The organism is Lelliottia sp. RWM.1 (assembly GCF_016859735.1).
GTDB lineage: Bacteria > Pseudomonadota > Gammaproteobacteria > Enterobacterales > Enterobacteriaceae > Enterobacter.
On sequence record NZ_WLVC01000015.1, the window covers coordinates 60526 to 81269 of the forward strand.

The 20744-nt window shown below is 50.9% G+C and carries 18 protein-coding genes and 8 pseudogenes; 15 read left to right on the forward strand and 11 right to left on the reverse strand.

Features of this window, described 5'->3' with window-relative positions; genetic code table 11:
• The 7 genes from virB10 (at window position 1) to mobC (ending at window position 6609) form a co-directional block, all read left to right on the forward strand.
• Window positions 1-1221 (forward strand): VirB10/TraB/TrbI family type IV secretion system protein, encoded by a 1221-nt coding sequence (gene virB10 / locus GF617_RS13110; protein WP_064388590.1) that lies wholly within the window; start codon window positions 1-3, stop codon window positions 1219-1221.
• On the forward strand, window positions 1211-2236 hold the full coding sequence (gene virB11, locus GF617_RS13115) for a P-type DNA transfer ATPase VirB11 (RefSeq protein WP_064388592.1): 1026 nt from the start codon (window positions 1211-1213) through the stop codon (window positions 2234-2236). Before virB10 ends, virB11 begins: the two co-directional genes overlap by 11 nt.
• Window positions 2233-2631, forward strand: coding sequence for a cag pathogenicity island Cag12 family protein (locus GF617_RS13120; protein ID WP_057108599.1), 399 nt, complete (start codon window positions 2233-2235; stop codon window positions 2629-2631). The genes virB11 and GF617_RS13120 overlap by 4 nt, the downstream gene beginning before the upstream one ends.
• Window positions 2632-2679: 48 nt before the next feature.
• Window positions 2680-2982: a TrbM/KikA/MpfK family conjugal transfer protein gene (locus GF617_RS13125; protein WP_057108600.1), complete on the forward strand. Its 303-nt coding sequence runs from the start codon at window positions 2680-2682 to the stop codon at window positions 2980-2982.
• Between the two features lie 48 nt (window positions 2983-3030).
• Window positions 3031-3336 carry a dpoa decarboxylase gene (locus GF617_RS13130; protein WP_072146387.1) on the forward strand — a complete coding sequence of 102 codons (306 nt, stop codon included), beginning with the start codon at window positions 3031-3033 and terminating at the stop codon, window positions 3334-3336.
• A 775-nt stretch (window positions 3337-4111) separates the two neighbouring features.
• Window positions 4112-5848, forward strand: coding sequence for a type IV secretory system conjugative DNA transfer family protein (locus GF617_RS13135; RefSeq protein WP_057108601.1), 1737 nt, complete (start codon window positions 4112-4114; stop codon window positions 5846-5848).
• An 8-nt stretch (window positions 5849-5856) separates the two neighbouring features.
• Window positions 5857-6609 (forward strand): MobC family replication-relaxation protein, encoded by a 753-nt coding sequence (gene mobC, locus GF617_RS13140; RefSeq protein ID WP_064388594.1) that lies wholly within the window; start codon window positions 5857-5859, stop codon window positions 6607-6609.
• Here the strand turns inward: mobC and GF617_RS13145 are convergent.
• The 3 genes from GF617_RS13145 to GF617_RS13155 form a co-directional block, all read right to left on the reverse strand.
• Window positions 6606-6920, reverse strand: a complete 315-nt coding sequence (locus GF617_RS13145) for a CcdB family protein (protein ID WP_057108625.1) — start codon at window positions 6918-6920, stop codon at window positions 6606-6608. The genes mobC and GF617_RS13145 overlap by 4 nt on opposite strands.
• A 2-nt stretch (window positions 6921-6922) precedes the next feature.
• Window positions 6923-7159 carry a type II toxin-antitoxin system CcdA family antitoxin gene (locus GF617_RS13150; protein ID WP_057108464.1) on the reverse strand — a complete coding sequence of 79 codons (237 nt, stop codon included), beginning with the start codon at window positions 7157-7159 and terminating at the stop codon, window positions 6923-6925.
• 322 nt (window positions 7160-7481) lie between these two features.
• Window positions 7482-8426: an ArdC family protein gene (locus tag GF617_RS13155; protein WP_057108463.1), complete on the reverse strand. Its 945-nt coding sequence runs from the start codon at window positions 8424-8426 to the stop codon at window positions 7482-7484.
• Between GF617_RS13155 and GF617_RS13160 the strand changes: the two genes are divergently transcribed.
• The 6 genes and pseudogenes from GF617_RS13160 to GF617_RS13185 all read left to right on the forward strand — a co-directional run.
• Window positions 8409-8666: a hypothetical protein gene (locus tag GF617_RS13160; protein ID WP_140415848.1), complete on the forward strand. Its 258-nt coding sequence runs from the start codon at window positions 8409-8411 to the stop codon at window positions 8664-8666. The two genes, GF617_RS13155 and GF617_RS13160, sit on opposite strands and share 18 nt — an antisense overlap.
• A 637-nt stretch (window positions 8667-9303) precedes the next feature.
• Window positions 9304-9597, forward strand: coding sequence for a LysR substrate-binding domain-containing protein (locus GF617_RS13165; protein WP_223526217.1), 294 nt, complete (start codon window positions 9304-9306; stop codon window positions 9595-9597).
• Window positions 9530-9748, forward strand: a pseudogene (locus GF617_RS13170) (transposase); the annotation flags it as partial. The gene GF617_RS13165 and the pseudogene GF617_RS13170, both read left to right, overlap by 68 nt.
• A 632-nt stretch (window positions 9749-10380) precedes the next feature.
• Window positions 10381-10677 (forward strand): hypothetical protein, encoded by a 297-nt coding sequence (locus tag GF617_RS27120; protein WP_223525992.1) that lies wholly within the window; start codon window positions 10381-10383, stop codon window positions 10675-10677.
• Window positions 10678-10819: 142 nt separating this feature from the next.
• Window positions 10820-10999: pseudogene (locus tag GF617_RS13180) on the forward strand (transcriptional regulator); the annotation flags it as partial.
• Window positions 11000-11079: 80 nt separating this feature from the next.
• Window positions 11080-11404 (forward strand): annotated as a pseudogene (locus GF617_RS13185) (helix-turn-helix domain-containing protein); the annotation flags it as partial.
• A gap of 32 nt (window positions 11405-11436) precedes the next feature.
• Here GF617_RS13185 and GF617_RS13190 read toward each other — a convergent pair.
• Window positions 11437-11751: pseudogene (locus tag GF617_RS13190) on the reverse strand (transposase); the annotation flags it as partial.
• On the opposite strand from GF617_RS13190, the pseudogene GF617_RS13195 reads away from it, so the two are divergent.
• Window positions 11737-12315: pseudogene (locus GF617_RS13195) on the forward strand (IS66 family transposase); the annotation flags it as partial. The pseudogenes GF617_RS13190 and GF617_RS13195 sit on opposite strands and share 15 nt — an antisense overlap.
• 32 nt (window positions 12316-12347) lie before the next feature.
• On the opposite strand, the pseudogene GF617_RS13200 reads toward GF617_RS13195, so the two are convergent.
• The 6 genes and pseudogenes from GF617_RS13200 to GF617_RS13220 all read right to left on the reverse strand — a co-directional run.
• Window positions 12348-13528: pseudogene (locus GF617_RS13200) on the reverse strand (glycogen/starch/alpha-glucan phosphorylase); the annotation flags it as partial.
• Between the two features lie 18 nt (window positions 13529-13546).
• A pseudogene (gene glgA, locus GF617_RS27125) lies at window positions 13547-13782 on the reverse strand (starch synthase); the annotation flags it as partial.
• A 134-nt stretch (window positions 13783-13916) separates the two neighbouring features.
• Entirely contained in the window at window positions 13917-15197 is a 1281-nt protein-coding gene (glgC, locus tag GF617_RS13205; RefSeq protein WP_057108459.1) for a glucose-1-phosphate adenylyltransferase, read from the reverse strand.
• A 145-nt stretch (window positions 15198-15342) separates the two neighbouring features.
• Window positions 15343-17457 carry a 1,4-alpha-glucan branching enzyme gene (glgB, locus tag GF617_RS13210; RefSeq protein WP_223526218.1) on the reverse strand — a complete coding sequence of 705 codons (2115 nt, stop codon included), beginning with the start codon at window positions 17455-17457 and terminating at the stop codon, window positions 15343-15345.
• Window positions 17458-17995: 538 nt separating this feature from the next.
• Window positions 17996-18145 (reverse strand): hypothetical protein, encoded by a 150-nt coding sequence (locus GF617_RS13215; protein ID WP_159359333.1) that lies wholly within the window; start codon window positions 18143-18145, stop codon window positions 17996-17998.
• A 122-nt stretch (window positions 18146-18267) separates the two neighbouring features.
• Window positions 18268-18489 (reverse strand): hypothetical protein, encoded by a 222-nt coding sequence (locus tag GF617_RS13220; RefSeq protein WP_077267911.1) that lies wholly within the window; start codon window positions 18487-18489, stop codon window positions 18268-18270.
• An 87-nt stretch (window positions 18490-18576) separates the two neighbouring features.
• Here GF617_RS13220 and GF617_RS13225 point away from each other — a divergent pair.
• A pseudogene (locus GF617_RS13225) lies at window positions 18577-18690 on the forward strand (toxin-antitoxin system, antitoxin component); the annotation flags it as partial.
• A 693-nt stretch (window positions 18691-19383) separates the two neighbouring features.
• Here the strand turns inward: GF617_RS13225 and GF617_RS13230 are convergent.
• Window positions 19384-20591, reverse strand: a protein-coding gene (locus tag GF617_RS13230; RefSeq protein ID WP_088169078.1) for an IS3 family transposase whose coding sequence is annotated in 2 segments (ribosomal slippage) — window positions 19384-20270 and window positions 20270-20591 — 1209 coding nt in all. Because the reading frame shifts where the segments join, the coding sequence is not laid out codon by codon here.
• Between the last annotated feature and the right edge of the window lie 153 nt (window positions 20592-20744).

The following is a 20744-nucleotide window of genomic DNA, read 5'->3' on the forward strand; positions in this document are numbered from 1 at the left end:
ATGAACGACGAACACCCGCATCCTGAACCTGATGAGTCCCGATCCTCCCCGGCGCAACCGGAGGACGACATTGCTGCACTTGAGCGCGAGGCCCGTGCCAGGCGGGAAGCGGCGCTTCTCACCATGCAGGAGGATGAAGAGAACGATCCGGTACAACCCGCTATCAACAAACTGAAAAAGCGCAGGCGCGGGAAAGCCACCGCGTTTCTGGCGCTCGCCGCCGTTGCGCTGATTGGGCTGGCATGGGCGGGCAACTGGGTATACCGCAATCTTCTCTGGCCACCGGGTGAAGAAAAACGACAGGATGCCGCGCCACAGCCGAACCGGAGCGATTACCGGCAGCGTACCGATCTGGGGGCGCACGATACCGCGGCGGACACACCAGAACCGGTGGACAGCATCCCGCGCAGTACGACGGTCACCGGGCCGGAGACGCCACCGGAACTGGATAAAGCCCGTTTTTTGGTCCGGAGGGACAACTCTGCCGCTGCGGCCCGAAACCCGGTCCGGACCCGACAGCAGGAAATGACACAGGCAACCTCTACTGGTCAGCAGACAGACACCACACCGACACCAACGGAATCGTCCCCGGCAGCGGTCCGGCGCATTCCTTACAACCCGGATCTGTATGTGCCGGAAAATACCGCCATTCCCTGCTCACTGGATTACCGCTTTGTCTCGGATCGGGCGGGGAAAATCCGCTGCACGATCGCCGACGATATCTGGAGCGCCAGCGGTAACACGAAGCTGATTGAAAAAGGGACCACCGCCACGGGCATTTACCAGACGGGTGCGGAAACGGGAATGACGCACGGACAGGGCCGCGCCTTCCTCATCATCACGAAACTGCGTACCCGCCAGCCCCCTTATCTTGATATTCCGCTGGTTGATACCCGCGCTGCCGGGGAACTGGGCGAGGCGGGTGTTGACGGCTGGATCGATTCGCATTTCAGCGAGCGATTCGGGGGCGCATTACTGGTCGGTATGATCCCCGATGTTGCGGCATGGGCTTCCAACAGCGCGGGTCAGAAAGATCGTAATACCGACTACACCGAAAACAGCCGTCAGGCCATGGCAGATATGGCACGAACCACGCTGGAAAACAGCATCAATATCCCGCCGACCGTGCACAAAAATCAGGGTGAGATCATCAACCTGGTCACCGGACAGGATATTGATTTTTCCGGCATCTATACGCTGAGGATGAAAAATGACCGCTAAAAACATCTCCCTGGACCGCTATAAGCAGCGATTTTTTGGCGATTTTCTGGCGCTTCCCGGACTGACGGAGATCGCCGTTAATCGTCCGGGTGAGCTTTTCACCAAAATTAACGGTGTCTGGGAGCAGCACGCCGTTCCGCTGGATTATGAGGGCTACTACAACTTCGCCCGGTGTCTGGCGAAGCATCACGGCGACAATATCGAAGATATCAAGCCGGGACTGTCCGCCACGCTGGAATCCGGTGAGCGTTGTCAGGTCATCGTCCCCCCGGCCTGCGAGCGTGACACGGTGTCCATCACGCTGCGTAAACCCTCACGGGTTCAAATCCCGCATCAGGACTATATCGACGCCGGGTTTTATAACCGGGTGGCCGGTACAGAAAAAACGCAGACACATGATGAGGAATTACTGACCTTATATCACGCGAAAGATATTCCGCGCTTTATGGAGAAGTGCGTGGAGTACGGTAAAACCCTCGCGGTGGCCGGGGAAACCAGTACCGGGAAAACCACCTATATGAAGATGCTGATTGGTTATATCCCCCCTCATCTGCGTATTACGACCATTGAAGATAACCCGGAAATCACCTTCTTTATTCATAAAAACTACGTCCACCTTTTTTATCCGTCGGAGTCGGCAGATGAAAAATGGTCAATGGTGACGCCCGCCAGCCTGCTGCGCTGGAATTACCGCATGAATCCCGACCGCATATTATTAACCGAAGTGCGCGGCGGTGAAGCCTGGGATTTTCTCAAAATAACCGGCTCCGGTCATGAGGGCAGTATGACCTCCCTTCATGCCGGTTCGGCAAGGGAAGCGGTGGACGGGTTTATTACCCGCTGCTATGAGAATCCGCAATGCGCCCGACTCCCTTACACCTTTATGTTACGCAAGGTACTGGACAGTCTGGACGTTATCGTGAGTATCGACCTGGACGGTAATGTGCGCCGGATGAATGATATTTATTTCCGGCCACTGCACCGTAGCGCTTTTTTTGAGGAGATGAAAGCATGATGAAGGTTATCAATATGCTGCTCTTTTCGCTGGTACTTTCCGGCTGTTCTTCACCCCCGCCACCGGTTCCTGTTGAATGGAATAAACCGGGCCAGTCAGTCAATACCGGTTTACCGCAATGGCGGGACAATCTGGTTATTATTCCTTCTCCGGTGGTTAATGATAAATGGTTATTGTCCATTCATGCACGGAATTATAATGAGACACGCTGGACGCCCGCTGTATTTTACGCGGTCGCCCACTCAGCGCGTATTGTTGTTGCAGCGCCATCAGGCGCAGATTTTTTTACGGCAAAAAACTGGCTGCGTCAGTATGGCGCAAAAGGCGTTATTGCATATCAGCCGGTCTCTGACTGCCTGACATGCAGCGATACCCGCATTTATTTTTCGCGTTAAATCATCCCCCTCACATCATGAAATTCATTTTACTGTAAGGACGTCATCATGAAATATTCCGCTATTACGGCGGCAATGTTGTGCATTGCTGCCGGGACGCCTGTTTATTCATTTGCTGCTGACCCGTGCGAAGTCGTGCTTTGTCTGTACGGTAAAGCAACCGGAAACAGTGGAGGGAGCGAATGCCATTCTGCTGAACGGGCCTTTTTTAATATCGTCAAAAAGAACCGGCACGGATTTTTACCCAATCATACGCTGAATGCCAGAAAAGTTTTCCTGGGGGAATGCGCCAGTGCGGATCCGGCAGCGGTGAATAAAATTCTGTCCAGATTTGGCCGGGTCAGAGGGTAATAACCCCTGACCATTATGTTAATACCCTTCCCGTATGGAGAAATAAAAGTGAACAAAGAACACCTGTTTATTTCTAACATTCACTCAACACATCAGGACAGAATATCTGTTACGTGTATCTATAATTCTCTGTCAAAAGAAGCCTGCCGGGGATGTGGGCTTTATTATGAGATATATGAAAGCCGGTTTATCCATTTATTGCGACATCATCTTTCACAGCTTAATGAACCGGACGCAGAGAAGCTCAGGCGATATGCCGAAAGTCAGGGAACGAAGACCGATGATGAAACGTACCGTGCGGCATTAAACGCAGAACGGGAATGCCTGGCTGAAATAGCCCACGAACAGAGGTGAATCACAGGCACTGATAATATATCGAACGACGCCACAGACTGACAGACGGCGAGTTTCAGGCGTGCATATTTTTGGCTTCAATTTCGAAGAAATTGTTAAGCCGTAAAATAAGCACGTGGAGTGCGGACAGAAAATTCAATTTCGCAGAAATTGTTAATTTTCAGGCACCGTGCTCACCTGTGAACATTCGCCCAAAGCGAATTGAGCAGGCCGGGGGGAGCCGCAAAAATTTTGCCGCCCCGGCGAGCAAAAAGGCACGCCCACGTGCCGGTTTTTGTGGGGGGCTTGCCCCGCACACCGTCAAGCCAGGTCATATTTTCCGCCCCAGCGGGGAATATGACCGTTCAGGCGCGACCAACCCCTTTAAAGCAGCGTTCCCGTTTTTTCGAGCCTGCGAGAAAAAACAGGCTAAACGCGCGTCTTAAAGGGGTTGGTCGCGCGTAGCGTGCGACGGTGTGCCGCCTTTGACCCTGGGGGCTTTGACGTAGCGTTCAGCGAAGACATTGCCCCCATGTTTCCGGCTGTCAGGGCGTCCAGCCAGGACAAAGGAAACACGCCGTTGCCCGTCATGCGGGCGTTTCAGGGACGGACGACCACCGGTCGGCAGACTTCTGAAAGCGCGGATAACGGGCATGAGCGCCGCAGGCGTTCAGTGCTTTTCGTCCTTTTATGGGCGTCACCGCCGGGCGTCGTGCAGGGACGTGGGGTATCACGTCCATCGGTGACGCCCATGTGGTGCGCCCGTCACACCGAAATCAGACCGGAGATCACTGCAATGGGAACTCATCTGATGCAAAGGCTGAATGCCTTTTCGGATGCCTTTTCTGTTTTTCTGCTCTGGCTGCAACACAACCCGGTCATATTATCCCTGTTTGCCGGGCTGACGCTGCCCTTTATTTTTCATCTGTCACGTGAGGAAAGAAAAAATGCCCCCTTCTGGTTAAAATCGGTGGCGTGCGTGTCCATCTTCTTCTTTATATCCGGCCCGCTGTCACCACTGACCATTCAGGGGCTGAGTTTTTTCTTTACGGTACTCGATAACCACATTCTGCTCAGGTTATCACTCTGGATACTGACGATCGGATTGACGCTTGCCGGTCTGGCCTTTCACATTACCGCCCGACGGTTACTGGCCGGAGAAATCGACAGTTTAAAACACCGGATGATTAAGAAAAGCAAACTGGAAAGGAATATCAGAACGGATGTTCGTGACGTCAGGGATATGTTGCCTGACAGCATCGAATATAATCCGCTGGATTATATTAATCTGAAAAAAGGTATTTTCATCGGGCTGGATAAAGACAATCAGCCACAATATATCACCGCCGAAGAATTTCAGACCCAGCACGCCGACCTTATCGGCACCACCGGCTCCGGTAAAGGGGTGAGCGCCTGTGTCCTGCTTTATCAGGCAATACTGTCAGGTGAAGGGGTATTTGTTGAAGATCCCAAAAATGATGAGTGGGCTCCGCATGTCCTGCGGGACGCCTGCCTGAAAGCGGAAAAACCGTTTGTCCTGATTAACCTGAATGACCTTCATTTCCAGCTGGATTTACTGGCTGATATTTCTCATGAACAACTGGAGGAGCTGTTTAATGCCGGTTTCAGTCTGGGGAAAAAAGGCGAAGGCGCTGACTTTTATCGTATTGCCGACCGACGGGCCGCCAGAAATACGGCGGCTATTTATGAAAAAGGCATGACATTACGGGATTTATTCAATACCGACTTTGTGAAATCTCTCAGTGAAGATGTGCCTGCTTTTTATGGCGAGCTGGAGGAAATCGCCCTGGTTAATTCCATTAACGCCCACAATGGATTTTCATTAAAGACAATATTTAATGAGGGTGGCTGCTGTTACATCATTGGCTCGATGCGTAATCAGAAAATCATTTCGGCACAACGCATGATTTTGACCCGTCTGATTCAGATAGCCGAAACACGGGACCGGATAAAAGGGAAACCCCGGCCTGTCGCTATTTTTCTTGATGAACTTAAATATCACCTTTCCCGCCCAGCGCTTGAGGGGCTTGGCGCGGCAAGAGATAAAGGTGTGCATATCATCATGGCGCATCAGTCGGTGAAAGATTTATATGACTGCCCGGCAGATCTGGAGGGTGATGCCGTCGCCGGTTCGGTCATCGAAAACTGTAAATTCATGCTGGTTTATCGCCTTCGTGATCCGGATACCGCCGACTGGGTGGCCAGAATGACCGGCTCTATTCTGGTTGACGATGAGATGAGGAAAGTGAAAACGGATATTTCCCTGACGGAGAAAATGGAAACCGACCGGATGATCCGCCAGGCGGAACGCTATTATATCGACAGCAATATGCTGCTTAATCTGCCGAAATTTGTCGGTTTTGTATTTACCTGGAATGACCTGGCGAAGGCGACCAAACTTTTTCATATACCGGCGAAAAAGCAATATATCGACCTGCTTTCATTTGAGCATAAAAATCCGCTGCATACCGAAAAAGACCATCAGGTTCACAAACCTTCCATTAACCTGTGAGGCAGCTAATGCTAATTCATAACGTTGCTGAAAGAAATGAAGCCGCAAACCGGAGAATGGAGGCATTACTGAGTTTTCTTAAGGAAGAAACTTTCTCTGACTTTTTGACCTTAAAAAAAGTTGTCGGCTATAAAGGAAGACATAACCATGCCATGTATAACCTGCTGAATAAAGCGGTGGCACTGGGGTTTCTGAGTAAACATGAATATCCGGTACTGACCGGGAAAAAAGCATTGTGGGGAATAACCATGCCGGGGCTGGCAAGGGTGGTTAACGCAGATGACCCTGTTTTTCCCGCTTATTTTGAGCCGGGAAAACTCCGGCACCGGACGCTGGAGCATCGCCTGTTAAACCAGCGGGTCAGGCTGGCCCTGGAGGAAAAAGGCGGTACAGGCTGGCTTAACGGCGACCGGGGGGCATTTATAGCGCGGTATCCGGGCGTCCGGCACCGACCGGACGGCATCATTACCCTGAGCAGTGGTGCCATCATCGCGGTGGAAACCGAGCGCTCGCTGAAAACCCGCGCCCGCTACATCACCATTATCAACAGTCATCTGGCCGCCAGCGACGCCGGATGCTGGCACTATGCCATGTATGTCATGCCGGACGATAAAACCCGCGTGTCGCTTGGCAGGCTGTTTGACAGCATCAGGACGGTGATGAGGAACAGTGTTCCCGTTCCGTTTGATGCGAAGAACCGGGAAATGTTTCTGTTCCGCACGATAGCCGAACTGGAACAGGCTCCCGACAGCCACGACTAAATGCCGTCAATGAGGAAATCGATGGCGGCCTTCACCTGAGTGCGGTACTGCGACGCATCGCAGAACACCGCCCCCAGCGCCCGGACAGGGACACTCGCCAGTTCGTGGGTCATGACCGCGTATTCCTGGCCGTCAGTCAGTCTGACCACGGGGACAAGACGATCCGGGCGGCGGCCTGCCGGATACCTGTCAACAGGCAACAACGGGATCACGATCCGGCGGTTCAGTTGTCCAATGATATCGCTTGTGACATCAAGCAACAGGGGGTAAACGGCGCTTTTACCGGTATTACCGTATACGGTGAACTGCATGGTTAAAATGTCCGGTATTCATCACTGAAACAGCCATACTCATCATGGAAACGGTTTAATGCGTCGATGGCCTCCCTGTTCTCTTCCTGCCATTTTTTGGCTTCATGGTGACGAAGCTCCGCATCCAGGGCGGCGGTCAGGGTCGCACTCAGGTTAATACCCGCCTCACGCGCCCGGACCAGTAAGGCACGCTCTACCGTCATGGTCACGCTCAGTGTGTTGCGTTGTTTCGCGGTCATGCTTTCTCTCCCGTCATGAGATACGTGCAATCCGCACGGTTTAATGCACTTATCATAGCACCAGAAAAAGGTCCTGCTACCGTTTGTAGTCGTTCACATTTTACAGCCAGTCGTCATACTGGTTCCATCGTCCACTACCATCAACGGTGTAATCATGACGTTTGCGGGATGCGCGGGCTCTTTGCCGCCCGCACCCGCAGCCTGCGAATTTACCGGGCATTCAATGCCCGGTAAATTCGCAGGGAAATTGAACCCCCTGTCACTCTGCCTGCCCAAATATCAGGTTAAAGCCGCATTCCTTTGCAGCTTCCTGTTCTTCAACTCAGGCCTTATCCATCAGATAACGATGCGCTTTTGATGCTGCGCTGGCGGCTTTGAAAATATAGCGCTTGTCGTTTTTCAGTGCTTTCAGCCAGGAAGCGATATAACTTTCGTGCTGAACCTCTCCGACAATCCCCAGATCCGCCATCAGGAACGCGCTTCCCAGTTCCGCACATAATTCTTCAAATGCATACCCTTCACTGCCAAACTTCCCTTTCATTTCACGGTTGAGACGACTTTTGCCACCGCTCCAGTGCACCAGCTCATGCAGACCGGTGGCATAAAAATTGGCCGCATCGGAAAAAAACCGGCGTTCCGGTAGCCAGACTTCATCCGTTGACGGCATGAAAAAGGCGTTTTGTCCTTTCTCGATGATGGTTGCGCCACTGTTACGAAACAGATTTTCAGCCTGCGGCAACGGGTCAAACGTCTCAGCAGGACTCACAGCCTCAGTAGTCAGGGAAAGGCCGTCAATTTGTTCAACATTAAACACGGTGAAGGTTTTCAGCATCGGAATGTGATCAATGTCTCCGGCGTCGTTTTCCTTCTCCAGCGTGGTATAGAAAATAGCGGTCGTGCCGTGCTCACCTTTGCGAACCTGCCCGCCCTCTGCCTGAGCCTGTTTCCAGGTCATCCAGCGGGAGTCACTGAATCCCTGTTCTGACGCACTGCACCACAGCAACATGATATTCATCCCGCTATAAGCCGCGCCGGTGGCGTAGTTGGAAGGTAACCCAGACATCCCCGCCACACGCTGCCACGGACACACCCAGGGCTTAACGCCGGCTTCCAGTGCGGTAATGATGTTGTCAGTAACAGTCTGATAAATATCTGTTCTGGTTCTGGGAAATTTCGTTTTTGAGGAGCCTGACGGGTCCAGCGAGGATACGCTGGTCGCCGCTGCGGTGTTAGGGGCGCAGGTCTGAGTATGCAGGGAAATCGTCATGGTTTTTTCTCCGTCAGTGGTGTGATTTTCGTCTTCGTATCGCCTGACGGTTCGCTTTCCCGGAGTCGTTCCGGCCAGCAAGGGCGCAGCATGCGTGCCATTTACCCTTGCTGGACGGGTTGTGCCGGGAAACGATTAACCGGAAGCAAATACGGGGGCGGAAAGCACGCGGGAGAAAAAATCTGCACCTGCATCGCCGGGCGTGACGCCCCTTGCTCTGCAGCGGTGAAACAGGTTTGAGGTTTATACTGACAATAACTTCTTATCGATGATAGGATATATGTCAGCCGGACGAAACGCTCCTCTTAACAGAGGTGGTTTGTTATTAATCTGTCTCGTCCGGCACTCAGTAACCCCACGATTTAATAGCTATATTTTTCTTTGTAGACAATAATACTTATTGTTGATGGGGGAATATTTCGGCTGTCAATCCTTTAATTTGACACGTGACTCACTATCTTTGAATTAGTTCGCCCCAACTAATAGTTGGGATAAAAAATTAAAACCAGACAACTGATAATTTAGTGGAATATCGTACTTAATTCACATCACCTTTTTATTTCTTATGAATCTTCATGTTTTGATGGAATTCATTTCTCAGCACCAGAATAAAAACACATCAGATAGAAAGTTCTATATAAAACACACGTCCATGGCAGGGGCAACCACTGAGAGATCCAGTAAGGGCATAACAACATTTTAACCGGAATAAAACCTCATCTTATCGACAAGCTTAAAAACCGTAAAATGAGAATCCATGAATTAGATATGCATTGGATTCTCATTTACTGATTAGTCTGATCATAAGCTGAGGGGGTTCACGTTCCGCCAGAATAGGTGTTCATGTAGGGCCAGAATACGCAGTAAGCGAGTCATGATGCCGGTGCTGTTGGAGATTGCTGCAAAATATCCGGAAATCCGGTTAGTTCTGACGTTTAACGATCGCGTAATCGACCCGCTCGATATGGGGTTTGATCTTGCCGTTCGCTTTGGCCCCCTTAAGGACACCGCTGATTTGATCGCGCGTGCGCTGAACCCTCAAAAGCTGATCCGGTGTGCTTCACCGGACTATCTGTTGCGATACGGAACACCTGGCAATGTGGGTGATCTACACAACGAATGCCATCGAGTCGCTGAACAGCGTGATCCGGCATGCCATCAAAAAGCGTAAGGTGCTCCCGACGGATGATGCAGTGAAAAAGGTGGAGTGGCTGGCAATCCAGGCGGCGTCACAGAAATGGACGATGCCGCTGAGGGACTGTCGTATGGCGATGAGCCGCTTTATTATCGAGTTCGGTGACCACCTGGCCGGTCACTTCTGAGAAAAAGCATTTACACAGAATCGTGTACAGGGTCAGGCCCCCTGCGTTCCTCTGCTGCCATTATCGCAGTCAGTACTTCAACGCCTGACACAATACGAGCTCTGAATCCTGAGTCGGTTGGCTCACCGGAAGTGCTCAAATCCGTTCTGTCAATGCGAGTTCCCCGCAAGCTTACCGCAAGATCGGTTGCGGCTCCGTTCGTACGGACAGGATGCGCGCGAAGCCAGCGTCGGAACCTGCTACCCGGTCACTCCCCCATACAGAATAAAAGCCCTGGCTGCAACAGTCAGGGCTTTTAAGGGACTACGGACTTCAGATTTAACATTACCGGACTTAACAATTTAGTACTGCTGATGGTACTGCTTTCAAATGTACACGTTTACCACAGATAATATTGGATATTGATACTGACTAACACTTTCCTCTATCTACTGTTGAACATATTCAGCCAGCCTGATGCTGATGTAGCCCCCTGAAATACCAGACAGTAGCTGTATCTCCAGATAAGAGATAGGCTTAAATATATGTCTAACAACCATGTTAATTTGTAAGCGTCTAGCCACTGCCGCCTGTGAATCTGGTTACGGGATCGTTAGCTTAGAGCTCCATCTAATTTAGAAGGAGCTCTAATCATGGAAAATACTGCCAACTGGCGAACTGAATCCCGCACAGTCTATTCTAATGACTTTAAACTTCGCATCGTTGAGCTGGCGTCTCAACCGGATGCCTTCTCAAACGATTGCGGATCACCTTTTTCACTTCGTCTTGGGTGGGCTGGCATCCATCAAAGATCAATACAAACGCAATGTGAAGCTTTAGCCTGCACACCACAAGCAAAAACAATTCGCATCCTGTCGCCTGAGGGAGCCATCAGCCATGATGATCTGAACCAACCCGGCTCCGAAATACGGAATGACAGCACGTTTTAGCCCCATTCCGGGGTCTCCGATAATGGCATGGTGTTATCCTTATAAGAGTGCAATGGTAGTGGTGGTGACAGTGTGGCCGTAATGTACAGCCTGATCGGTAGCTGTAAACTAAACGGCACCGAACCAAAACCTAGCTACGTCACGTATTTCACAGCCGCATCCGGCTGGTTCAGTGGAGCATACCATTATTACCCAGGGACGTGCGCGGGTTGTCCTGACGGAAGCGACGGAAGAGTTGGGGGAAGGGGATTACAGCGGCTATCCGGCCGTTCGGGAACACGTTTTCCAGTCGCTGGAGCCGGACACCCAGACGCTGCTGGTTGGCAGAGCAAAACTAACCCACACCCGGACACGGCGGCAAACTGGACGTGATGCCCGTATTGCGGGACACTAGCCGCATTCTCCCGTGATACGTTTCACCGTCAGCGCGAACTGGCCGATGAAGGCGATGTGGATGCGTTGATAAACCGTAGCCGTCGATGGCTGAATATCAAGAACCGAACAGACAATGAGACTGAGCAGGCTGTTGTTAATTATGCCGTTGCCTTCCCTGCGCATGGTCAGCACCGAACCAGTAATGAGGTGCGTAAACAAGGTGTTTTTATCTCAGAAAGCGGCGTTCTTTCAGTCTGGCTGCGACACGACGACCAGGGTAACTCCAAAAAAACACCCGAAAGCACTGGAAGAAAAAATGGCTCGTGAAGGTATCGAACTCACTGAGACCGAGAGCGTTCAGAATTCTGTGTCACGTTAAAAACTCTACAGTGTCATCACATTATTCAGTCGCCCTTCAAAATAAATGGCTAACTGCGACAATGTCAAATTCCAGCTCTGGATGGGCATTGTCCATTTCTCCTGAGCATTCATCAGTCCCAGATAAAGTAGCTTCAACAGGCTGTTTTCATTCGGGAAAGCCCCTTTGGTTTTGGTCAGTGTCCTGAACTTGCGATGTACTGATTCGATAGCATTTGTGGTGTAAATGACCTTGCGGATATTCGCCGGATAGCGGAAGTATGCCGACAGGTTTTCCCACTTGCGACGTCATGACTGGAGTACCACCGGATAACGGAAGCCGCCTGCTGGGCTCACACCCGTCGCAAGATCCACGATGTACACGTCCGCACCCCGTCAGCCCTGACGGAAGAAGCGCTGAGACGGATCGGAGAGCTTTATACCATCGAGGCGGATGTAAGGGGAATGACGGCAGAGCAACGTGCACAACGCCTTGCTGAACGTCAGCAAAAAGCAAAACCACAGCTAAAAGCCCTGGAAAGCTGGCTGCGTGAAAAGATGAAAATGCTGTCGCGACACTCGGAGCTGGCGAAGGCGTTCACATACGCCCTGAACCAGTGGCCGGCACTGACGTACTATGCGGAGGATGGCTGGGCCGAAGCGGATAACAACATCGCTGAAAATGCTCTGCGGATGGTCAGTCTGGGTCGTAAAAACTGGTTGTTCTTCGGCTCAGACCACGGTGGTGAGCGTGGAGCGTTACTGTACAGTCTGATCGGGACGTGCAAACTGAACGGAGTGGACCCAGAAAGCTACCTTCGCCATGTCCTTGACGTCATAGCTGACAGGCCGGTCAACCGGGTCAGCGAGCTGCTGCCCTGGCGAGTAGCGCTGCCAACTCAATAACACGTCCCCGTCAATACGGTTCTCGCTGCACGCTTACGAAAATAGTCATTAATTTCGAAGATAATCTGTAAATGTCGTGGCAAAATTTCCCCCAGCATATCGACCGGCCATGTCTCCAGCGCTTCACTCATCAGGGTATGGTTGGTGTAAGAGAAAACCTGGCAGGCCACTTCAAACGCCTCATCCCAGATAAATTGGTATTCGTCAATCAGCAGACGCATCAGTTCCGGGATCAATAACACCGGATAGGTGTCGTTGAGGTGGATCGCAATTTTATCCGTCAGGTTGTCATAAGTCTGATATAGCTGGTAATGGCGGGAGAGAATATCCTGCACTGTGGCGGAGGCGAGGAAATACTCCTGACGAAGTCGAAGTTCACGCCCTGAACAGGTCGAGTCGTCCGGGTACAGCACGCGGGAAACATTTTCGGAATGGCTCTTATCCTCCGCTGCGGCGAAATAGTCACCCTGATTAAATTTCCCCAGATTAATTTCTTTGCTGGCCTGCGTACTCCAAAGACGCAGGGTGTTAGTGGCATCAGTCTCATAACCGGGGATCATCTGATCGAAAGCGACCGCGATAATTTCTTCGGTTTCCAGCCAGCACGAATGTTTACCCTCCTGTTGAATTCGCCCGCCGAAACGAACGGTATACCGCGTCTTATGGCGTTCAAATTCCCACGGATCCCCGTATTCTAACCAGTAGTCAGGAGACTTCATCTGGCAACCATTTAAATATTTTGCCTGAACATTCCGTAGTCGTAGCGGATACCGTAGCCGCGTCCCGGTAGGCCCAGCGTGGCCAGAGAATCAAGAAAACAAGCCGCGAGGCGACCGAGACCTCCATTGCCCAGACCGGGGTCGTTCTCTTCATCGATCAATGCGTCCAGATCCAGCCCCATTTCTGCCAGAGCCGTTTTAACATCATCATAGATACCCAGTGACAGCAAGGCATTAGAGAGGGTTCGTCCAATCAGAAACTCCATCGACAGATAGTAAACCTGCCGCACTTCCTGAGAAACCCTCGCCCGATGCGCCCGCAACCAGCGTTCGACAAGACGATCGCGAATGGCAAACAGCGTAGCGTTGAGCCACTCATGCTTATTGGCAAGTGATGGATCCTTTCCAACAATAAACATAAGTTTATAAGCAATAGCAAGCTTCAGAGTTTCTGCATTCAACCCGGGTGAGGTATCACTTACAGGTGGTTCCATTTTTCTTGTCCGTAGCAATTAAAGAATACACTGATACAACGGGTGGAAAGACTTAGCCGCGATTTTCCGGCTAAAATCCATGCTCATTGTCTGACGTTGTACGTAGCGCCACAACGACAGGCGAGCCCCCATAACAAAGGCCCGACGAATGGCGTAACGTAATGACCCGACATCGCTGTCAGGAAAGGGAAACCCGGTTAGGCAAGGTTTTCCAGAGAACGGTCAGTCACGGTATCCGCCAGTCCGCCTGTTTTTAATAACGGGAACACATCTCAGCAACTACATGCAAAACCTGTATCGACGCTCCTTATTTTGCTGACAGAAATACGGTCCGGGCCGGAGATTGTCACCATGATCTCTGCGGAATGCCTTTCAGGAGACCCGTTCATTATTCAGTCCTCCTCATCATTTCTTTAGTGACAAGAACGGTCCCTTCTTCAGAACGATAAAAACGACGGGCGTCCTCGACAGCATTCTCACCAATGACCGTTCCTTCAGGGATCACACATCCACGATCAATCACACAGCGTCGTAACCGACAGGAACGCCCTACCCACACACCGGGTAATAAAACTGCTGAATCAATATTGCAAAAAGAGTTAATCCGTACGCTGGAGAATAAAACTGAATGTACAACAACAGAACCGGATATAATGCAGCCGCCGGAGACCAGTGAATTCATGGTCATTCCATGACTGCCTGTGCGGTCCTGAACAAATTTTGCGCTCGGTAAAGACTCCACATAAGTATGGATCGGCCAGTTGCGATCATAAACATCCAGTTCAGGTACCACGGAAGCTAAATCAAGGTTCGCTTTCCAGTAGGCCTCCAGCGTGCCGACATCACGCCAGTATGGTTCTGCATGATTGTCTGACTGCACACAGGAGCGCGGGAAAGGATGTGCCCTGGCTTCTCCGGATGCCGTAATTGCTGGAATAATATCTTTGCCGAAATCGTGGCTGGACTGTTCATCCCGGCCATCTTCATCCAGTAACTGATAGAGGTATTCAGCATCGAATACATAGATCCCCATACTGGCAAGCGATTTGGTTTTATCCCCCGGCATCGTAGGGGGATTAGAAGGTTTTTCAATAAAATCAATGATTTTATCATTTTCATCCACAGCCATGACACCAAAAGCACTCGCGTCTTCCACAGGTACAGGAAGGCAGGCCACAGTACACCGGGCGCCTTTTGCAACATGATCAATCAGCATCCGGGAATAATCCTGTTTATAGATATGATCACCGGCCAGAATAACGACATATTCCGCGCCATAGCGTCGGATAATATCCAGGTTCTGTGTGACGGCATCGGCAGTACCCCGGTACCAGCTTTCACCATGCACACGTTGCTGAGCGGGCAATAAATCGACGAATTCATTCATCTCCTCATTGAGGAAAGACCAGCCGCGCTGAATATGCTGAACCAGGGAATGTGATTGATATTGTGTAATGACCCCAATCCGTCTGATCCCGGAATTAATACAGTTTGATAAAGCAAAATCAATAATTCTGAACTTGCCACCAAAATGTACCGCCGGTTTTGCCCGGATTGCTGTCAGATCTTTTAATCGCGTCCCACGACCTCCCGCCAGGATCAACGCCACAGATTTAAGCGGTAACTGGCGTGCCAGCATGACATTGCCATTATATTCAGGTTTACTCATCGTGATGTCCTGCCATTAAAATAAAAACAATAAAAGAAAACAGCGAATAAAAAACGCTCTTCTGTAAATTAATTCAGAAGAGCCCACCTCCGGAAATAACTTAACTATCATGGCTCTACTGTTTAAATGAATAACCTTCAGAGATTTATTCATTATCAGGCCCCCGCGTAAGCCAGATCGTCGCCAGCGGCGGCAGCGTAATGGAGAGGGAATGTTCGCGACCGTGGCTGGCAATGGCATCGCTTTCAACGACACCACCATTACCGGTATTGCTGCCGTGGTAGTGCATGGAGTCAGTGTTCAGCTCTTCGCGCCAGCGGCCTGGCTGGTTGATGCCAAAACGATAGTCATGGCGCGGTACCGGAGTGAAGTTGCTGGCAACGATAATTTCGTTTCCCTTCCTGTCGCGACGGACAAAGATAAACACCGAGCATTCATGATCGTCTGCCACCAGCCATTCGAAGCCGTAAGGGTCGAAATCCAGTTCATGCAGCGCTTTGTGGTAACGATAGGTATGGTTCAGATCGCGCACCAGCCGCTGGACGCCGTGGTGCCAGCTGTCGCTGCCCTCCAGCAAATGCCAGTCGAGGCTTCCGTCGTGGTTCCACTCGCGTCCCTGGGCAAACTCATTACCCATAAACAGCAGCTTTTTACCCGGGAAGGCGAACAACCAGCCGTAGTAAGCGCGCAGGTTAGCAAACTTCTGCCACGCATCGCCCGGCATGCGGTCGAGAATGGATTTTTTGCCGTGCACCACTTCGTCATGAGAGAGCGGCAGGACAAAGTTTTCGGTGTAGTTGTAGAGCATACCGAAGGTCATCTTGTCGTGATGAAAACGACGGTACACCGGATCCAGCTTCATATAGCCGAGGGTGTCGTGCATCCAGCCCATATTCCACTTGAACCAGAACCCCAGACCGCCAGTGGATGAAGGACGTGAAACGCCGGCAAAATCGGTCGACTCTTCCGCCATCGTTACCGCCCCCGGCGTCTGTTCACCCAGTACGTGGTTGGTATTACGCAGGAATTCAATCGCTTCAAGGTTCTCCCGTCCACCGAATTCGTTCGGTACCCACTCGCCTTCTTTGCGGCTGTAGTCGCGATAAATCATCGATGCCACCGCATCGACCCGCAGCGCATCAATGCCGAAGCGCTCAATCCAGTACAGGGCATTGCCAACGAGGAAGTTGCTGACCTCGCGGCGACCGTAGTTGTAAATCAGGGTGTTCCAGTCCTGATGATAACCTTCGCGCGGGTCGCTATGTTCATACAAAGCAGTGCCATCAAACGAGGCGAGAGCAAAATCATCTGCCGGGAAATGGCCTGGTACCCAGTCGAGGATCACGCTAAGACCCGCAGCATGGGCCGCGTTGATAAAGTAGCGGAAATCTTCCCGGGTGCCGAAGCGACGGGTTGGCGCGTACAGCCCGGTTGGCTGATAGCCCCAGCTGCCGTCAAACGGATGCTCGTTAACCGGCAGCAGCTCCAGGTGAGTAAAGCCCATCCATTTTGCATAGGGCACCAGCTGGTCGGCAAGCTCGCGGTAGCTCAGCCAGAAGTTGTTATCGGTATGACGACGCCAGGAGCCCAGATGTACTTCATAAATTGATATCGGCGCATCGGACTGGTTAGCCTGCCTGCGCCCCGGCGGCTGCCTGACCTTTTCCGGCATCCCGCAGATTAGCGAGGCGCTGTCCGGGCGCATTTGCGCTTCGAAAGCGTAAGGATCGGCCTTCACCCGCAAATGGCCGTGGGCATCAATAAGCTCAAATTTATACAGCTGACCGTTGAGCGCACCGGGAACAAACAGCTCCCAGATACCGGACGCTTTACGCAGGCGCATCGGGTGGCGACGACCGTCCCAGTAGTTAAACTGCCCGACAACTGACACCCGGCGGGCGTTAGGTGCCCAGACCGAAAAGCGCGTACCGACGACGTCATCTATCGTATCGGGATGTGCGCCCAGTGCTTCATAGGGGCGAAGATGCGTGCCTTCCGACAGCAGCCAGACATCCAGATCCTGCAACAGCGGACCAAAACGGTACGGGTCATCAATCAGACTCTGTTGTCCGTGCCAGATGACGGCCAACTGGTAGCGAAAAGGATTTTTACGACGCGGCAGAATGCCGCTAAAGAAACCGCGCGAATCAAGGCATTCCAGCCTGCCGACTTTGCGTCCGGTTTTCGGTTCAATGACCCACACATCGGTGGCATCAGGTAATAATGCACGAACTTCCAGCCCGGCGTCGGTGCAATGCATACCAAGTGTAGAGAATGGATCCAAACAATAACCAGTAAAAAGTGCTTCAATCACTTTTTTTCATTATTATCAGACATGTCAGCCTCCCTGATATCATCTCTTATCGGCTATCTGTAAATATATGGCTGCTAACCTCCTGCGTGAACAACCCCAATAAATAAATGATATTTTTAATATCTGTCTTTAGATTAATTATCTCTTAATCTTTTTCTGTGAGTAAACCGTCACTTTTTCATGCCGATGCGAGGGTTTAATTTGTTCATCATTAATGATTTATAAACATCTGTTATTTATATTATTTACATGGGAAATTCTGGTCATTACAATAACTATGGCGCAATAAACCTAATAACCACTTAATTTAAGGCATTTATCACCAAAAAGACTTCATTATAGGTGACCCTGATCCGAAATTCTGGTCAAACATTCAATGTGTTGATTCCAGTGTAGAATCTGTTCTTTTGGATATGGGACAGAATGGCTAAAGTTGATGTAAAGTGTCTTTTTGCAAACAGACAGCCCCTGTGAAGAAACACGATTACAGGGGGAGTGACCTCGCCACGGTAGACGATCCAACGACACAAACATTCACGCCTTCCGAGGCAAGGCGATTGCTGTGTGCTCCCCCCTGAACAATGGTGCCACCGCATACGATGCCCCAACGTCCATACTTTTCACTGAGTCGCATTTTTCTCTCCTGTTAATAAGAAGTACATATCAGGCTCTGGTTCTTGTGCTCTGGTTCCTGGTACAGCGATTCACTATAAAAGCCGGACAGTTTCCTGTCCGGCTGGTTAAAGGGCTTTTTGCTTAATGAATCCCGGTTTCTCTTGCGTCTGCGTCCCTGTCGCTTAGTGCCTCTTTGCAGTATTGTTCGTAACGCTCAAGAAACCATACCCGCAACTCTGCTGACATATTGCCTGTAATCTTCTTAATATCTACGCGGTAACCTGCCGCATGCATGCGGGCAAAACTCTTCGCGAGAAAGTCAAAATTCTGTAAATCCTTCAAATTTCTCTGGTTCATCAACATACCCCCTTACTCTCATGCCAACTGTGATAAGGTCATATGTATTTATTACTAATAATATCCTATATTCATTGTACCTATTGATGTTTCGTGCGTATTGATGCCTGCGTGATGGAATGGCTGGAAAGATCGGTAAAGGGGGACCAGACACGGCTGAATGCGATTTTGTGCGAAACCATGCTGCGAGAGCAAAACAAGAAATAGCCAGAATATGCGGGGCTGTGAGTGCCGGATGCCGGTGTAAACACGGCTTTGTTAATAAATCAGTGCAAGCCGACGGAAAGTCTCCTGCCGGAACTCCCGTTATGCGATGCAGGTACTGTCCGACATCTATCCCCGTCATACTTAAGGTTGTCGGTGCGTTGGCTCCGAATCACTTACCTGCGTAAGCTCATCGGAATTCACTCACCTGCTCGCGTTACGGGCCTCATCAATGAGCCCCGCCCTTAATGACGGGATTTTACGGCACACCTGATAAATACTGTCAAGAAAGACATGTTATTAAAAACAGTATTGACACTGTCTTTTAAATCTGTATGTTAAATCTTAACAGCAGAGAAAACATCATTTGCTGTTAATGCAGTCAGTTTTACCGGGGTTTGCGATAAAGGCCACGAAGTATATTTTGTATCGGATAGTCGATGCTGAAGTCATTATTTTTTCACATCGACAATGCTTTAAGGCCATGTAGTGATATATCAAATCGCAAAACTGTAACGAAAGCGCGACGATGTAAAGCCATGATTTAATTGTTAATGCATCACCAGGGATGTAAGGCCACGCATCAGAGAGTATATGTCGCGAGGGGAAGTGTACCTGTTCAGGACGCCATTCCTGAGTCATAGCATCAGGCTGGCTGATGATCTTGACCCGCCATCTCCGGACAGCTTTTGTATCTTAAGTTAACGATGTCCGCTGTCGCCGGTATTCCCTTGGGGAGTTGTATCCCAGCGCGCTGTGCGGATGGTTTTCATTGTAATGATTGAACGCTGCTGCAAGGTTCTCGATCGCTGTTCGCACATCTGGTTTTGGCATGAACGTGATGTAATCTTCCTTCATCGTCTTCACGAACCGTTCGGCCATGCCGTTACTCTGCGGACTGCTCACCGCTGTTGTACATGGCTCCAGATTCAGTTCTCTGGCGAACTTCCGCGTTTCATGCGCGGTGTACGCTGAACCATTATCCGTCAGCCATTGCACCGGGTTAGCCGGCAGCGTGCTACCGAAGCGCTTTTCCACCGACCTCAGCATCACATCCTGTACCGTTGAACTGTCGTAGCCTCCGGTGCTCGCCGCCCAGTCTATGGCTTCCCGGTCGCAACAGTCCAGTGCGAAGGTCACCCGCAGTTTCTCGCCGTTGTCACAACCGAACTCGAAGCCGTCTGAACACCAGCGCATATCGCTCTCAGCTACCGCGATTTTGCCTTTATGCTCCCGCTTCGGGCGCTCAGATTTATCATGCAGCAACAGCAGGTTATGCTCGCTCATTATCCTGTAAAGCCGTTTGGCGTTCACCGATGGAAGTCCCTCTACACGACGTTGCTTACGCAGGATACCCCACACCCGTCGGTAGCCGTAGCTGGGCATGTCGCTGATGATATCGAGGATGCCCGATAATATCTCAGCATCCGCTTCGTCATTACGTCGGTTTCTGCGCCTGTCCTGCCAGTCGGCAGAACGGTTCACCCGCAGTGATAGCTGCGCACGCGACACGCTCATGGCGCGGCTGACCTGTGCTATTCCCCGTCCTTTGGCAACAAGGGCGCGTGCGCTATCCATTTTCGCGACTGGCCGTACTCCACCGCTTCTTTGAGGATCTCAACTTCCATCGTCTTCTTACCCAGAAGACGCTGTAGCTCCCGGACCTGTTTGAGCGCAGCTGCCAGCTCCGAAGCCGGAACCACTTCCTCTCCGGCCGCAACGGCGGTGAGGCTGCCTTCCTGGTATTGTTTCTTCCATTTAAACAGCAGGCTGGGTTGAATACCGTGCAGACGAGCAACGTGGGAGACGTTCATGCCCGGCTCCATTGTTTGCTGGATGATGGCAATTTTCTCTTGCGGAGTCTTACGCTTACGGACTTCTTGCCCTAACAGGATCCCGGTCATCTCAAAATTAACATGGTTGTTAGACATATATTTAAGCCTATCTCTTATCTGGAGATACAGCTACTGTCTGGTATTTCAGGGGGCTACATCACTGTGCCACTACATATAATTCTGCATCTGAACGCCTTTACGGATACTTACTGATAACTTCTT

Bases quoted from the DNA above. Each gene is read 5' to 3' on its own strand.
- GF617_RS13220 (WP_077267911.1), bottom strand. From the start codon at position 18,489: ATGTTGATGAACCAGAGAAATTTGAAGGATTTACAGAATTTTGACTTT.
- GF617_RS13165 (WP_223526217.1), top strand. From the start codon at position 9,304: ATGCCGGTGCTGTTGGAGATTGCTGCAAAATATCCGGAAATCCGGTTA.
- GF617_RS13135 (WP_057108601.1), top strand. From the start codon at position 4,112: ATGGGAACTCATCTGATGCAAAGGCTGAATGCCTTTTCGGATGCCTTT.
- GF617_RS13125 (WP_057108600.1), top strand. From the start codon at position 2,680: ATGAAATATTCCGCTATTACGGCGGCAATGTTGTGCATTGCTGCCGGG.
- GF617_RS27120 (WP_223525992.1), top strand. From the start codon at position 10,381: ATGGAAAATACTGCCAACTGGCGAACTGAATCCCGCACAGTCTATTCT.
- GF617_RS13160 (WP_140415848.1), top strand. From the start codon at position 8,409: ATGCAGGGAAATCGTCATGGTTTTTTCTCCGTCAGTGGTGTGATTTTC.
- GF617_RS13145 (WP_057108625.1), bottom strand. From the start codon at position 6,920: ATGCAGTTCACCGTATACGGTAATACCGGTAAAAGCGCCGTTTACCCC.
- glgC (WP_057108459.1), bottom strand. From the start codon at position 15,197: ATGAGTAAACCTGAATATAATGGCAATGTCATGCTGGCACGCCAGTTA.
- glgB (WP_223526218.1), bottom strand. From the start codon at position 17,457: ATGCATTGCACCGACGCCGGGCTGGAAGTTCGTGCATTATTACCTGAT.
- GF617_RS13155 (WP_057108463.1), bottom strand. From the start codon at position 8,426: ATGACGATTTCCCTGCATACTCAGACCTGCGCCCCTAACACCGCAGCG.
- GF617_RS13215 (WP_159359333.1), bottom strand. From the start codon at position 18,145: ATGCGACTCAGTGAAAAGTATGGACGTTGGGGCATCGTATGCGGTGGC.
- virB10 (WP_064388590.1), top strand. From the start codon at position 1: ATGAACGACGAACACCCGCATCCTGAACCTGATGAGTCCCGATCCTCC.
- GF617_RS13150 (WP_057108464.1), bottom strand. From the start codon at position 7,159: ATGACCGCGAAACAACGCAACACACTGAGCGTGACCATGACGGTAGAG.
- GF617_RS13120 (WP_057108599.1), top strand. From the start codon at position 2,233: ATGATGAAGGTTATCAATATGCTGCTCTTTTCGCTGGTACTTTCCGGC.
- mobC (WP_064388594.1), top strand. From the start codon at position 5,857: ATGCTAATTCATAACGTTGCTGAAAGAAATGAAGCCGCAAACCGGAGA.
- virB11 (WP_064388592.1), top strand. From the start codon at position 1,211: ATGACCGCTAAAAACATCTCCCTGGACCGCTATAAGCAGCGATTTTTT.